This window comes from Pseudomonas frederiksbergensis, from assembly GCF_900105495.1.
Lineage (GTDB): Bacteria > Pseudomonadota > Gammaproteobacteria > Pseudomonadales > Pseudomonadaceae > Aquipseudomonas > Aquipseudomonas frederiksbergensis.
In genome coordinates this window covers 1598780-1613154 of the sequence record NZ_FNTF01000002.1, presented here as the reverse complement: position 1 = coordinate 1613154, position 14375 = coordinate 1598780, and the positions used below count along the sequence as shown (strand labels likewise).

Below are 14375 nucleotides of genomic sequence, written 5' to 3'. Positions count from 1 at the left end.
TATCAGACTGGCTTATCCAGAGCCACGGAGCGCCCTTGAACGATTCGACTTTACACAATACGGCCCCCGCACCTACCCCTGCGGCCCTATCTGCTCACGCAAGTTTCATCCAGAGCAAGCTGCCTGGCTGGCTAGTCGAGGGATCCGCCGAACAACGCAAAACGTTTCGCGCTTGCCTGCTCAAAAGCAATGCCGCCAGGCAGGCGCTGGCCTCAGTCTTCGAGGATCTGAAAAACCCCGTGAACTTTGCCCGATCCTTGTTGAGTGAAAAGCTTACAGGGCACCTGGGATCGCTGGACGCTGAAAAATCCACATTGCTGCGCGAGTGGAAGAACTCCCATCTCCTGGGCCTGATCAAAACACATCATAAAACCACCGAACAAACGCTTGTAGACGCCGCTCTGCAGAACTTCGAACCTTCCGAAGCCCTGAGCGGTGGTTTTGAAGCGGGATCGGCCATCTATTTGTCCGGGTACGTCGAAAAGAAAAAAAGCGCTGTCAGCCCAGAAAACTTCGCCGGGGTTTGCCGCGAGCTGGACATTGGCATGCAGTACCAGAGACACATCAGCGAAATACTGGAACCTTCCGCGACTGCGGGAACAACCGTCACTCACTCGGCAAACCAGATAAAGGCCCTGATCAGGAACGACGATCAAAATACTTTTGAGGCGGCGATCCACATCGCCCTGATGAAGAAATCCATCAACAACGATCTTTACACGCTATTACTCGAACTGAAACACGCCGGCAGCCACAAGGACTTGATCTGCTCACAGCTGACACTGGACGGCATAGCCCTTCCGGGCATCCTGATACTTCGGGATAAATGGCCTCAGATCAAACACGTCCTTTACATTCCCGATGACCCCGATCACGCGATCAAACGATATGACTCATATAACGAGCTTCAAAAAGCCTTGGCAATCAAGCTGGACACACCCTCTTACCGCAAGTTCTTCAATCGCTTCATTCCGTTCGAGCGCCAGGGAACGCCGCTGACCACAGGCACTTTGTGGTCAGGCGAATCCCGCCTGAGTAATCCGTCTTTTGCCAAACCCTTAGTGCGTGTCGATATTGCCGGTGACATCTATGAAACGGCCTTCAAGCAACGCATTGCCCACCTGAAAGCTGATGCACGTGTGCTGGCGGTCCCCACGGCAGATGCCAACACCGCCGGCAGTTTGAAAAAACGTCAGGAGCTCGAGGCCGCAGGAGAGTCGCTGTTGGTTTTCGCCGCGTCCTTCATACCGGTCATCGGTGAAGTGATGCTGGCGGTAACAGCCTTGCAGTTACTCCACTCGGTCTATCACGGCGTCGCCGCCTGGAGTCGTGGCGATACCGATGAAGCGTTGAATGATCTGCTCGACGTCGCAGACGCCGCAGCCCTGGGCATCATCACGGCCGGCGCAATAAAAACCACCGGGATCGCCACTCACCTGGTGAAAATCAGGTTGAGCGACAATAGCGAACGACTCTGGCACCCCGATCTGACGCCCTACCGGAATACACTTCAACTTCCTGAAAACATCCATCCCAACGCTCAAGGCTTGTACAAACACAACGCAAAAACCTATGTAGCACTGGAAGACCATTTCTATGAAGTAAAGGTCGACATCGCCACCCAAAAGTGGGAGCTGCAACACCCTTCTGACCCAAACGGGTATGCACCACAGATGGTACAAAACGATGCCGCCGGATGGCGCCATCTACACGAGGACCCGCGCGCCTGGGATGGGTTGAAACTGATCAGGCGTCTTGGCCCTGTCGCACGCAATATCCGCCAAGAAGCCGTCGAGCCCATTCTGCTGGTCAGCGGACTAGACCGATTGGCTCTCATTGAACTTCATCTGAACACCCAACGTCCGCCGCCCCTGCTGACCGATGTGTTGAAGCGCTTTGATTTGAGGCAGGAAATAAATGATTTCAAGATAGAACGCAGCAAAGGCACTAAAACCGGCACTTACTCACCGTTCATCTTGATGCACCTGCTCACCACACTGAGCGGCTGGCCAACCACTCGATACCTGACCGTAGTCGACGGGACTGAAACGCTCTTTGCTTTTGGTGACTCCGCCAATGCAACACTGCCAGAACTTAGATTGACCTACGCCCAACTCAGAAACGGCGAACTGACTGACGCTGTTGTCGAGCAGTTGGAAACTGAAGAGCTCAGTGAGCTGTTCAAAGGGCTGGCACCCTCCACTGCCTCTAACGCAGAGCGCCTGGCGCAGTGTCTCGAGATCAAACTTGCGGCAACAAAAGATCTGCTGTTTCCAAAAATTTATGCACTGACCGATCAACCGGAAAACTCGATACAGGAACACATTCGCACCCAGTATCCAACGCTGCCAAAAAGCTATCTGCAACAAATGACACTCAGCCTCAGCACACTGGAAAAACAACAAATCGTGCGGGAACGGCAGTTGCTGCCACTCATGGAAAAGGAAGCAGCCGAATATTCCAAGGAAGTTGAAACAGCACGTACTTATGAGGGGCTTTATCTTGATTCGGCTCGCCCGCTCGACACCGACAAACTCATCCTCACGAACCTCAGGCACTTGCCTGACTGGGCCGACTCGGTGCACATCGAAATGCGTGATGCAACTCTCAACGGCACATTGCTGAGCAGCGTCGGCAGTGACACAGCCGTTCATCGCAGAGTTCTGGTTCGAGTAGGCGCGCAGTACAGGGCTTACGATGCTGCAGGAAATTCGCTTAATGGATTGGCCGACCTCTATACCTCGATCAAAGCGGCCCTGCCTGAAGCCGAGCGCTTTGCCATCGCCAATCGCTGGACTGACCGTGTCAAAACCGCGCTCAACAACGTTATTGAGCATTTACACAAACAACCTTTGGCTATTCGGGAAGCTGATGCGTCATGGGCTACCGAGCCTGTAACCCCAGGCTTGCCTCTTGATACCTATTTTGCCCGGCAAGAAACACCGACGAACCTGTCGCTGCGCGCAGATGGCGTTTATGAACAGTGCCCCGGACAAGGTGGCACGCACACGTATTACGTGCAGGAAAACCGCCTGTACTATCAAGTGCAATACGCCAAACCGGGCTGGCAAGTCATCGATGCGCGCAGCCCCTATCGAGCGTACAAGCCTTATGTGCGGAAAAAGGCTGGGGGTGGTTGGGAGATCGATACCGATAGCGGATTACCGGGCGGCACCCCGGGCGTTGGCTCGTCAAGGCACCTCGATATTCCGGAGGAGGCGAGCGGCAGCTATCACAGCGCCACCGAATACATCATGCCTGTGCCATTCACTGCCGCCGAACGCGACCGAATGTCCAGCATCAGATCCTTTCAACAGGCCATCAACACACGCGGCAACTATGATCGCGCCAACAACGGCCGTTACCCCCTCAGGGACTTGAAAGGGCAACCGTTACGCATCAAAAAAATTCAGCAGCAGGCCAGATCAGCTGATGGCGGTACCCGCTACCAGGCCGCGGCAATCAAACCTTACATTCAATGGGAGGGCTTCGAAGACGTAGCCAACCTGTACGAAGAGAAACTGGCGCTACGTACATTCACCGCCGCCGACTGCAAGATGCCTGAGGAAAGGACCTTGATCGGACAAGACATGGTGAGCAACAAAAAGCCGCTGGTTAAAGGGGAGATTCTTGGGGTCTATGGGGGAGGATTGATACCCGGTTATGTCGGTGTCGCCAGAAAGGACCCGTTCCTCATCGATGTACTGCCCGGGAAGCTGTTCACCCACGCCCGACCTTCTACCGTTCTATTGTCTGGAGACAATGTGCTGTCCCGAATGAATACGCTCTTCGAGTATGAACAGGGCAAGCCGGCACGACAGGCAACAACGGGTTACAACGTCGAAGCCGTGCCGTTCGATGTGGTGGTTCAAGCCCAAGGCGCAGGCACGGAAAAATACTTGCTGTACGCCTTCTTTGCCACCGACGACATTCCCGTCGATAACGAGCTGCGTTGGAACTATGGCTACACCGAGCAAGCGATCAGAGCCCTGTTCGCCTGAAACACAGCTATCAACCGGACATCCTTGACGTTACTCGTCGTCGAAGTTGTAGCTACCCGGCGCCAGGTTTTCGAAGCGGGTGTACTTACCGATGAACGCCAGTCTTGACGTGCCGATCGGGCCGTTCCGCTGTTTGCCGATGATGATCTCGGCGATGCCTTTGTGCTCGGTTTCCGGGTGATACACCTCGTCCCGGTACACGAACATGATCACGTCGGCATCCTGCTCGATCGCTCCGGATTCCCGGAGGTCGGAGTTGATCGGGCGTTTGTTCGGTCGTTGCTCCAGGGAGCGGTTGAGCTGGGACAGCGCCACCACCGGGCAGTTGAATTCCTTGGCCAGGGCCTTCAAGGAACGGGAGATTTCAGAAATCTCGTTGGTTCGGTTGTCGCCGCCAGAACCCGGGATCTGCATCAATTGCAGGTAGTCGATCATGATCAGGGCGATGTCGCCGTGTTCACGCACCAGACGCCGGGTCCGTGCGCGCATTTCCGACGGGCTGATACCGGCCGTATCGTCAATGAACAGCTTGCGATCGTTGAGCAAGTTGACCGCCGATGTCAGGCGCGGCCAATCGTCGTCTTCCAGGCGACCGGCACGAACCTTGGTCTGGTCGATCCGGCCGAGGGACGACAACATACGCATGATCAGCGATTCGCCTGGCATCTCCAGCGAGTAGACCAATACGCATTTGTCACTGCGCAGCACGGCGTTTTCCACCAGGTTCATCGCAAAGGTGGTTTTACCCATGGATGGACGGCCGGCAACGATGATCAGGTCAGACGGTTGCAGGCCGCTGGTCATACCGTCGAGATCGGTATAACCGGTGGACAGGCCGGTAATCGCGTTGTCGGTGTTGAACAAGGTGTCGATGCGGTCGATGGCCTTGGTCAACAGGTCATTCACGCTCACCGGGCCGCCGGTTTTTGGCCGGGCCTCGGCGATCTGGAAAATCTGCCGTTCGGCTTCGTCGAGAATCTCTTCAGCCGAGCGGCCTTCCGGGTTGAAAGCGCTGTCGGCGATTTCTGTGGCGATGCCGATCAACTGTCGCAACGTTGCCCGTGCACGGACGATCTGGGCATAAGCCTTGATGTTGGCGACGGACGGCGTGTTTTTTGCCAGTTCGCCAAGGTATCCGAGACCACCGACTTGCGAGGTCTGACCTTCCTTGTCCAATTGCTCGGCAAGGGTCACGACATCGATCGGGGAGTTCTGGTCGGCGAGCTTGGCGATCGCGCGGAAGATCAGGCGGTGGTCATGTCGATAGAAATCACCGTCCGACACTTGATCGAGCACGCGTTCCCAGGCGTTGTTGTCCAGCATCAAACCACCGAGCACGGCCTGTTCGGCCTCGATGGAATGCGGCGGCACCTTCAGGGCAGCGGTTTGCAGATCGTATTGCTCAGGAGCGGAGATATCGTTCATGGCCACTTGAAATAGTTTTGTGAAAATCAGGAACTGCAGAAAGACAAAGGGCACGACCTGTAAACAGGATCGTGCCCGATGTTACCGGCAAGTACCCGAGGGTACCAGCCGACAAGTGCTGCTTAAGCTGCTACCACGACAACGCGTACGGTGGCTTCAACTTCGGCGTGCAGGTGCACGGCTACGTCGAATTCGCCTACGTTGCGGATAGTGCCGTTCGGCAGACGAACTTCGCTTTTTGCAACTTCAACGCCAGAGGCGGTCAGTGCATCAGCGATGTCGTGAGTACCGATCGAACCGAACAGCTTGCCTTCGTCGCCAGCGGTGGCAGTGATAGTCACTTCCAGCTCAGCCAGTTGGGCAGCGCGGCTTTCAGCCGAAGTTTTACGATCTGCTGCGGCTTTTTCCAGCTCAGCGCGACGCTCTTCGAACGCAGCCAGGTTGGCAGCGGTCGCAGCGGTAGCTTTGCCGTAAGGCAGCAGGTAGTTACGACCGTAGCCAGCCTTAACGTTCACTTTGTCACCCAGGTTGCCCAGGTTGGTGACTTTTTCCAGAAGGATCAGTTGCATGTGAAAATCCTCTTAACTTTTAACCTTCACCGTTCGCGCTATCGACGTCTTTCGGCGTCGAACGACCGCGAAAATCAATCAGGCTGTCGACGATGGCCAAGACCACCAGCAACGGATAGATCAGCTGCATGAACAGCAACAGCGTGACGTACAACCCCACCAGCCAGAACCTGGCCAGTCGCTTTTGCGCCACCAGCCCATGAATCAGGGCCAGCCCGGCGAACACCAGCGGTACACTGCACAACGGCGTCAACATGGCCATCTGCGGACCGATGTTCGGCCCCAGAAGCATGAACGCCAGCAGTAACATCGCCAGCCCCAGCGGGAATCGGATGGCGCGAAACTCGCGACCAAAACCACCCGGGTTGTACAACAACGCCTGCCAGTAGCGCCCGACAAGCAGGCTCAGCACACTGACGATTTGCAACAAAGCCGCAATCAGGCCGGTCAGGACCGGTGCGATCAGGGACGCAAATTGCGCTTGCTCGTCTACCGACAACTTCTGGTAGACATCACCGAGTAGCGACGGCATGACTTTTATCAAAGCCTGCGCCAGCATCTCGATTTGGGGAGCAAAAACTGTCCCCAGCACCACTGAAAACACCACTCCCATCGCTATGCTGACCAGCAGCACGCGGTTCCAGGACTCGCTTGCGCGCAAAACCAACGCAAGGCTCCAAGACCCCAGCAGCACCAGAAGTGCCCGTGGGTCATCGGAATAAAACCACCAGATCAACGCCGGCAGCAGTCCCAGAGCAAGAACGCCCAGGGCGTCCTTCAATCCGCGCCGCAGGAGCACAAGGCAACCCGCGGCAGCACCCAACCAATACAACAACGGCAACGTTGCGCATCCGGCCACTACCAGAGTGGCCTGCATACGGCCGCGCATGATGAACTCAGCTATGGCACGCATGCTTTCAATCCTTTGCTACGTGTCGACTGCCCGGTCTCAGCGGCCGTGGCTGTCGGTGTAGGCCAGCAGGGCCAGGAAGCGGGCGCGCTTGATAGCGGTGGCCAGCTGACGCTGATAACGTGCTTTGGTACCGGTGATGCGGCTTGGAACGATTTTGCCGGTCTCGGATACATAAGCTTTCAGAGTGTTGAGATCTTTGTAATCGATCTCTTTCACGTCTTCAGCGGTGAAGCGGCAGAATTTACGACGACGGAAGAAACGTGCCATGTAATAGGCTCCTCAAAAGGTCCGTGGATTACTCGTCAGCGTTATCGCTGTTGTCGCTGTCATCACTATCAGCGCTTTCAGCGCCTTCGTGCTCAGGACGGTCGCGACGCTCACGGCGCTCACTGCGGTTTTCTTCAGCCTTGAGCATCTCGGATTGGCCGGTAACGGCTTCTTCGCGACGGATGACCAGGTTACGGATCACTGCATCGTTGTAGCGGAAGTTGTCTTCCAGCTCGGCCAGGGCCTTGCCAGTGCACTCAACGTTCAGCATCACGTAGTGAGCCTTGTGAACATTGTTGATTGCGTAGGCCAGTTGACGACGGCCCCAATCTTCCAGACGGTGGATTTTGCCGCCGTCTTCTTCGATCAGCTTGGTGTAACGCTCTACCATGCCGCCGACTTGCTCGCTTTGATCCGGGTGGACCAAAAAGATGATTTCGTAATGACGCATGAATGCTCCTTACGGGTTGTAGCCTGCCGCTCAAAAGCGGTCAGACAAGGAGTGAATGACACTTATGGACTTGCTTGCGATAGACACATGCGTGCCTGCCGTCACAGCAAGGGGCGCAATTGTAGAGAAGGGACGGAAGAGGCGCAAGGCAATTGGTGATTATTTGAACAACCACGACTATTTGCCCAAAACACAAACCACTGTGGGAGCTAGCCTGCTAGCGATGAGGAAATAACATTCAATATTGATGTTGAATGTGACTCCGCCATCGCTAGCAGGCTAGCTCCCACAGGAGGGGTTTAGCGCTGGATCAGGACTTCTTGGCCGTTCCGGCAGCCTTGACGCTGCGCTGGCGCCGGGCTTCGAACAGGCAGACGCCGGTCGCCACGGAAACGTTGAGACTGCTGACGCTACCCGCCATCGGCAGGTGCACCAGGTAGTCGCAAAGATCGCGGGTCAGGCGACGCATGCCGCTGCCTTCAGCCCCCATGATCAGGATGGTCGGGCCGGTCATGTCTTGCTGATACAGACTCTGCTCAGCTTCACCCGCCGTACCGACGACCCACAAGCCGCGCTGCTTGAGCTTTTCCAGGGTGCGCGCCAGATTGGTCACCGCAACCAACGGAATCACTTCCGCCGCGCCGCAAGCCACTTTACGCACCGTCGGGGTCAAGGTCGCCGACTTGTCCTTTGGAACGATCACCGCCAGTGCGCCCGCCGCATCGGCAGAACGCAGGCAAGCGCCAAGGTTGTGCGGATCGGTCACGCCGTCGAGCACCAGCAACAGCGGTGCGCCTTCGGTGCGATCGAGCAGTTCGTCGAGCATCGCCTCGCCCCAGACCTGGCTCGGACTCACCTCTGCCACCACGCCCTGGTGCACGCCTTCAACCCAGGCATCCAGCTCACGGCGCTCGGCATTGCCGACGGCCACGCGATTTTCGCTCGCCAACTCGATCAGCGTTTGAACACGCGGATCACTGCGGCCTTCGGCCAGCCAGATCTGCTTGACGCGTTTTGGGTGGTGACGCAGCAACGCTTCTACAGCGTGCACGCCGTAGATCTTTTCCAACTGACTCATGACTTGGCCTTCGGTTTACGCGCCCCGCCGCTTTTGGCGGCTGGAGCAGAACCCGCTTTTGGCGGGCCTTTACGGTGTTTGCTCGGTTTGGCTGGCTTGCCGCCGGGAGCCTTGTCAGGCGCCGACCGTCCGGTCTTTCCCCCAGACGCCGCTTTACCGCCGCTTTTCGCTTCAGACAGCAACGCCTGCTTCAATTCGCGGCTTTTGCGCAGCTCGGCATTTTTCGCCGCGGCATCGCTTGGGCGATAGGCTTCGACAGCCTTTTCCTTGGCAGGACGACGACCGGTTTTCGCCGGGGCCGGTTCTGCAGCCGTTTTGGCAGCCGGTGCAGCCGTTTCAGTCCCGCGCTTCTTGCGACCGATCGGCGCACTGATGGTCTTTTCAGCCATCTCGAAGTCGATCTTGCGTTCGTCGAGGTCGACGCGCATGACCCGCACTTCAACGGTATCGCCAAGACGGAAGCTGCGACCGGTACGCTCACCGGCCAGGCGATGGTGCACAGGATCGAAGTGGTAGTAATCGCCCGGCAGCGCGGTGACGTGCACCAGGCCTTCGACGTAGATATCAGTCAGCTCGACGAACAGGCCAAAACCGGTCACGGCAGTGATCACACCCGGGAACGACTCGCCCACACGGTCTTTCATGAACTCGCACTTGAGCCAGTTCACAACGTCGCGGGTCGCTTCGTCGGCACGGCGCTCGCTCATCGAGCACTGCTCGCCGAGCTGCTCCAGGATCGCTTCGTCGTACGGGTAGATGCGCGCTTTCGGAATGGTCATCGCGCCAGCACGGCGAACGTGCGGGGTGTCCATTTTCGAATGGATGACGCTGCGAATCGCCCGGTGCGTGAGCAAGTCCGGGTAGCGACGGATCGGCGAGGTGAAGTGGGTATAGGCTTCGTAATTCAGGCCGAAGTGGCCCTGGTTATCGGCGCTGTACACCGCCTGGCTCAACGAACGCAGCATGACAGTCTGGATCAGATGGAAATCCGGACGGTCCTTGATGCTCGCCAGCAATGCCTGGTAGTCCTTCGGCGACGGGCCGTCCTTGCCTTTGTGCAGGGACAGGCCGAGCTCGCCAAGGAAGGCGCGCAGCTTTTCCAGACGCTCCGGTGGCGGGCCATCGTGGACGCGGTACAGCGCAGGAATTTCGTGCTTTTTCAGGAATTCGGCGGTGGCCACGTTGGCCGCCAGCATGCATTCCTCGATCAGCTTGTGCGCATCGTTACGAACGGTCGGACGGATTTCGGCAATCTTGCGCTCGGTCCCGAAGATGATCCGGGTTTCCTGCGTTTCGAAATCGATCGCGCCACGCACGTGACGCGCGGCCAGCAGCACTTTGTACAGTGCGTAAAGCTGCTTGAGGTGCGGCAGAACGTCGTTGTACTCGCCACGGAGCTCACGCGCCTCGGTGAGTTTCGGCGTTTCCAGCATCGCGCTGACTTTGTTGTAGGTCAGGCGAGCGTGGGAGTGAATCACCGCTTCGTAGAAGCAGTAGTCGGTCATCTCGCCGGATTTGGAGATGGTCATCTCGCAAACCATGGCCAGGCGATCCACGTGCGGGTTCAGCGAGCACAGGCCGTTGGACAGCTGCTCAGGCAGCATCGGCACGACGCGCTCGGGGAAGTACACCGAGTTGCCACGAACCTGGGATTCGTTGTCCAGCGCCGAACCTATTTTCACGTAGCTGGAAACGTCGGCGATCGCCACGTACAACTTCCAGCCGCCGGAGAACAGGCGCAGCTTGCCCGGCTTGGCTTCGCAATAGACCGCATCATCGAAGTCACGCGCATCTTCACCGTCGATGGTCACGAACGGCAGATGGCGCAGGTCGATGCGCTTCTCTTTGTCTTTCTCTTCGACTTCCGGCTTGAGCTTGGCGGCTTCTTTCAGCACAGCCTCAGGCCAGACGTGGGGAATATCGTACGTGCGCAGGGCAACGTCGATTTCCATGCCCGGCGCCATGTAGTTACCCACGACTTCGACCACGTCGCCTTGCGGCTGGAAGCGTGGCGTCGGCCAGTGAGTGATCTTCACTTCGACGAACTGACCGATCTGGGCGTTGGCGTTACGGCCTGGAGTCACCAGCACTTCCTGCTGGATCTTCGGATTGTCCGCAACGACGAAGCCAATACCGCCCTCTTCGAAGTAACGGCCAACGATGGTCTCGTGGGCACGGGACACCACTTCGACGATCATGCCTTCGCGGCGACCGCGACGGTCGAGGCCGGAAACACGGGCAAGGGCACGATCGCCATCGAACACCAGACGCATTTGCGCCGGGCTCATGAACAGGTCGTCACTGCCGTCGTCCGGGACCAGGAAGCCGAAACCGTCACGGTGACCGCTGATGCGGCCCAGGATCAGGTCGAGCTTGTCCACCGGCGCATAGGTGCCGCGACGGGTATAGATGAGTTGAGCGTCGCGCTCCATGGCGCGCAGGCGGCGGCGCAGGGCTTCGATCTGGTCTTCTGTGGTCAGACCAAACTCTTCAACCAACTGCTCGCGGTTAGCAGGCGAACCCCGATCAGCAAGATGCTGAAGGATCAGTTCGCGGCTAGGGATAGGGTTATCATATTTTTCCGCTTCACGAGCGGCCTCGGGATCGAGGGACTGCCAATCGGCCATTAGAGAGTTTTCACCTTGTCTATATGCGGGTTAGTTTGGCATAGGCGTAATGAAACGGGAAATTTCAGGCTGTGACAGCCCATCTAAAGCCCTATATCGACACCGAGAAGCTGAATTAAATGCCACTGGTAAAATTTTCCAGGTTTTTTCGACCTCAGGGGTTTACAGTTAAAAAGACGCTCCGTATAGTGCGCGCCATCGACGACGCAGACGCATTGCCGATAATGCCCAGATGGTGAAATTGGTAGACACGCCAGCTTCAGGTGCTGGTGACCGCAAGGTCGTGGAAGTTCGAGTCTTCTTCTGGGCACCAATTTCGAGCTTGAGATTAGATCAATTTCAAGACTCATACAAAAACCCGCGAAAGCGGGTTTTTTGCATTCCAGGCCCCTGGATTATTAAAACTAAATCAGGGGTTTACAGATCAAAAAGCTCTCCGTATAGTGCGCCACATCAACAGCGGCGACGCTGAAGATAATGCCCAGATGGTGAAATTGGTAGACACGCCAGCTTCAGGTGCTGGTGACCGCAAGGTCGTGGAAGTTCGAGTCTTCTTCTGGGCACCAATTCAAATTTCAGAGTCGATCTGAAATTTCACAAAAACCCGCGAAAGCGGGTTTTTGCGTTTCTGGCTTTCGAAAAACCAGAGGCCGCACGTACGCTGGGCGCGGCGTTTGCGCTGGTGTTTCTGGAGCGATGAGGGAACTGACGGCGACGCTACTGCTGAGTCCAACCGGGCTCAATACGCTGGCGACGGAAGTCTGGGCACATACCGCGAATGTGGAGTTTGCGGCGGCTGCGCCTTATGCGGCGTTGTTGATTTTGGTGTCGGGTTTGCCGGTTTATCTACTTAAACTACCCGGGTGTATTTGAGCCGCTGAGATTGCCATCGCGAGCAGGCTCGCTCCCACAGGGAAATGCATTCCCATGCGGGAGCGAGCCTGCTCGTGAAGAGGCCAGCCCAATCAATACACATTTAAGCCCTGAACTGCCCCAGGCTTGCCTTCAATTGCGCCGCCAACCCATCCAGCACCTTGCCGCTGGCCGTGGTTTCCACCACTGCCTGAGCCGCTTTCTCAGCCTGTGCATGAATGGTCTCAACCCGACCGCGTACCGCTTGCGCGCCTTGCGCCTGATGCGCCGCTGCCTGCGTTGCCAGACCAATCGCCGCATGAACCTGCTCGACTGACGCCTGCACCGATTGCTGCAACCGCGCACTGTCACGCAGCACCAGCAAACCTTCGCTGGCCTGACGCCCAGCCTGACCGATCGCTGCCACCGCCTCACGCGCACCTTGTTGCAAGGCAACGATGTGCGCCTGAATGTCGCCAGTGGAGCTCTGCGTCTTGCTCGCCAGCGCTCGCACCTCGTCAGCGACCACGGCAAACCCGCGACCAGTCTCGCCCGCACGCGCCGCTTCGATGGCGGCGTTCAGCGCCAGCAGGTTGGTTTGCTCGGCGATCCCGTGAATCACCGTCAACACCACTTCAATCTGCTCACTCTGCTGTGCCAGCCGCTCGATGACTTTCGCCCCGGTGTCGACCTGCCCGGCCAACGCCTCGATCAGGCCGCCGACTTTCGCCGAGGTCCGCGTGTTTTCATCTGTCGCCGAACGAATATCCACCACTTGCTGCAAGGCCGCCTGCATGGCATGACTTTCAGACTGTGCTTCGTCAGCCATTTGCGATAGCGCACGCAGGCTTTCGGCCACTTCATCGCGTTGCATGCCCGCCGCTTTGTCGGCCCCGGCATTGCGCAAGGTCATCGCGCCGATTTCCACACCGGTACGCTGAGCCACATCGCCCGCTTCGCGCACGATCGGCTGCAACTTATCCACAAAGCGATTGACCGCCGAGGCCATGTCGCCGATCTCATCCTTACTGTTGATCTGCACGCGCTTGGTCAGGTCGCCCTCGCCCGCCGCCAGGTCATCCATGGCCGCAATCAGCAGCTTCAGACGATTGACCACGCGACGACCCAGCACCACAGCCAGCAACAGCAATACGCCGAAGCCCACCACCGCCAGGCCCATGCCGATGCGCCAGCGCAAAGTGCCCGCGGCTTCCTGCACGGTGCTGGTGGTGTTGGCCTGCATCTCTGAAGCCGTTGCCTGCGCCGACTTCAGGCGCGCGCCCATCGCTGCCGCACTATCAGCCGCCGCGCCTTTGAGGCTGTCGCCCACCAATTGATCACTGCTGGCGATCAGCGCCGAGAAGCGCTTGTCGAGGGCGGCCAGATCGACTTCCACGGAAGCAGTCGAGACGCCCATCAAGACCTTGCCGATTTCCACGCCATTGGGGCTGATGGAGGCTTCGAGGTAGTAGACCGACGGATCGTTCTTCGCCGCATCCAACACTTTGTCCAATGCGCGCTCGCCCTGGCCTTTCTCCAGCAGCGCTTTGTTGATCGGGTTCTCGCGGTTCAGATAGCGCGTCAGGTGCTGGCCGGTAGCGTCGTCGTAGATTACGAACAGCACGTTGGGATTGCGCTGGGCCCGGCGGGCGAATTCGGACAGGGTTGGAACGTCGCTGTCCCACATGGCCCGAGGTGCGACCGAAGCCAGAAGCTGCGCCATATCGTTGGCGGAGTCCTTCAGATCCTTCTCCAGCGTCGCACGCAGCTGTGCTTGTTCGTCCTTCAATCGCGAGGACAAACCCACCGCAAGACGCTGACGCGTGCTGGTAGAAAGGCTATCGAGGCTCGACGTGACTTCACGCCCTGCCTGCTCAAGTTCCCCGGAAAGTTTTTGACTGTCGGCACCCAGGCGCACACCCAGATCGGCTTCGAGCGCGGTCACTGTGCTCCGGGTCAGAGCGACAGCTACAAGCACTTGCACCAAAAGGGCGATACCCAGGGTAACGAACACAGGCCGCAATAGACGGCTTTGTAACAGTGAGAGAATGGCTGACACTTAAAATCCCTCTGCTTGGCGCCATTAAATTGATGGCGCACTGGAAGCGATGCTTTTAATCAACATCACAGCAAAGGTCGTGCCGCCCGACAGGCAGATACGACAAAGGCCCCAAATGAGGGGCCTTTGTGTT

Annotated in this window: 9 protein-coding genes, 2 tRNA genes and 1 pseudogene; 4 read left to right on the top strand and 8 right to left on the bottom strand. The window is 57.6% G+C overall.

The features are described from left to right. Positions 1–35: 35 nt before the first annotated feature. On the top strand, positions 36–4001 hold the full coding sequence (locus BLW70_RS07870; RefSeq protein WP_074873226.1) for a dermonecrotic toxin domain-containing protein: 3966 nt from the start codon (positions 36–38) through the stop codon (positions 3999–4001). Between the two features lie 30 nt (positions 4002–4031). Here the strand turns inward: BLW70_RS07870 and dnaB are convergent, their stop codons facing one another. The 7 genes from dnaB to rnr all read right to left on the bottom strand — a co-directional run bounded on the left by dnaB (position 4032) and on the right by rnr (position 11331). Then, positions 4032–5426 (bottom strand): replicative DNA helicase, encoded by a 1395-nt coding sequence (gene dnaB / locus BLW70_RS07865; RefSeq protein WP_033055553.1) that lies wholly within the window; start codon positions 5424–5426, stop codon positions 4032–4034. Between the two features lie 122 nt (positions 5427–5548). After that, positions 5549–5995 (bottom strand): 50S ribosomal protein L9, encoded by a 447-nt coding sequence (gene rplI / locus BLW70_RS07860; RefSeq protein ID WP_003197251.1) that lies wholly within the window; start codon positions 5993–5995, stop codon positions 5549–5551. Between the two features lie 19 nt (positions 5996–6014). Beyond that, a complete protein-coding gene (locus BLW70_RS07855; protein ID WP_074873225.1) occupies positions 6015–6908 on the bottom strand; it encodes a YybS family protein in 894 nt (297 codons plus the stop codon). 36 nt (positions 6909–6944) lie between these two features. Next, positions 6945–7175: a 30S ribosomal protein S18 gene (gene rpsR / locus BLW70_RS07850; RefSeq protein ID WP_002551829.1), complete on the bottom strand. Its 231-nt coding sequence runs from the start codon at positions 7173–7175 to the stop codon at positions 6945–6947. Between the two features lie 28 nt (positions 7176–7203). Next, the gene (gene rpsF, locus BLW70_RS07845) at positions 7204–7626 is read right to left on the bottom strand and encodes a 30S ribosomal protein S6 (protein WP_003217491.1); all 423 of its coding nucleotides are present in this window, start codon (positions 7624–7626) and stop codon (positions 7204–7206) included. 310 nt (positions 7627–7936) lie between these two features. Beyond that, on the bottom strand, positions 7937–8704 hold the full coding sequence (gene rlmB / locus BLW70_RS07840; RefSeq protein WP_074873222.1) for a 23S rRNA (guanosine(2251)-2'-O)-methyltransferase RlmB: 768 nt from the start codon (positions 8702–8704) through the stop codon (positions 7937–7939). Next, positions 8701–11331 carry a ribonuclease R gene (gene rnr, locus BLW70_RS07835; protein WP_074873219.1) on the bottom strand — a complete coding sequence of 877 codons (2631 nt, stop codon included), beginning with the start codon at positions 11329–11331 and terminating at the stop codon, positions 8701–8703. Before rnr ends, rlmB begins: the two co-directional genes overlap by 4 nt. A 226-nt stretch (positions 11332–11557) precedes the next feature. Here rnr and BLW70_RS07830 point away from each other — a divergent pair. The 3 genes and pseudogenes from BLW70_RS07830 to BLW70_RS31005 all read left to right on the top strand — a co-directional run. After that, positions 11558–11644 (top strand) — tRNA-Leu (locus BLW70_RS07830). Between the two features lie 166 nt (positions 11645–11810). After that, positions 11811–11897: transfer RNA gene (locus BLW70_RS07825), tRNA-Leu, on the top strand. Between the two features lie 92 nt (positions 11898–11989). Then, positions 11990–12212 (top strand): annotated as a pseudogene (locus BLW70_RS31005) (iron ABC transporter permease); the annotation flags it as partial. Between the two features lie 95 nt (positions 12213–12307). Here BLW70_RS31005 and BLW70_RS07815 read toward each other — a convergent pair. Beyond that, positions 12308–14242 carry a methyl-accepting chemotaxis protein gene (locus BLW70_RS07815; protein ID WP_074873216.1) on the bottom strand — a complete coding sequence of 645 codons (1935 nt, stop codon included), beginning with the start codon at positions 14240–14242 and terminating at the stop codon, positions 12308–12310. Positions 14243–14375 lie beyond the last annotated feature (133 nt).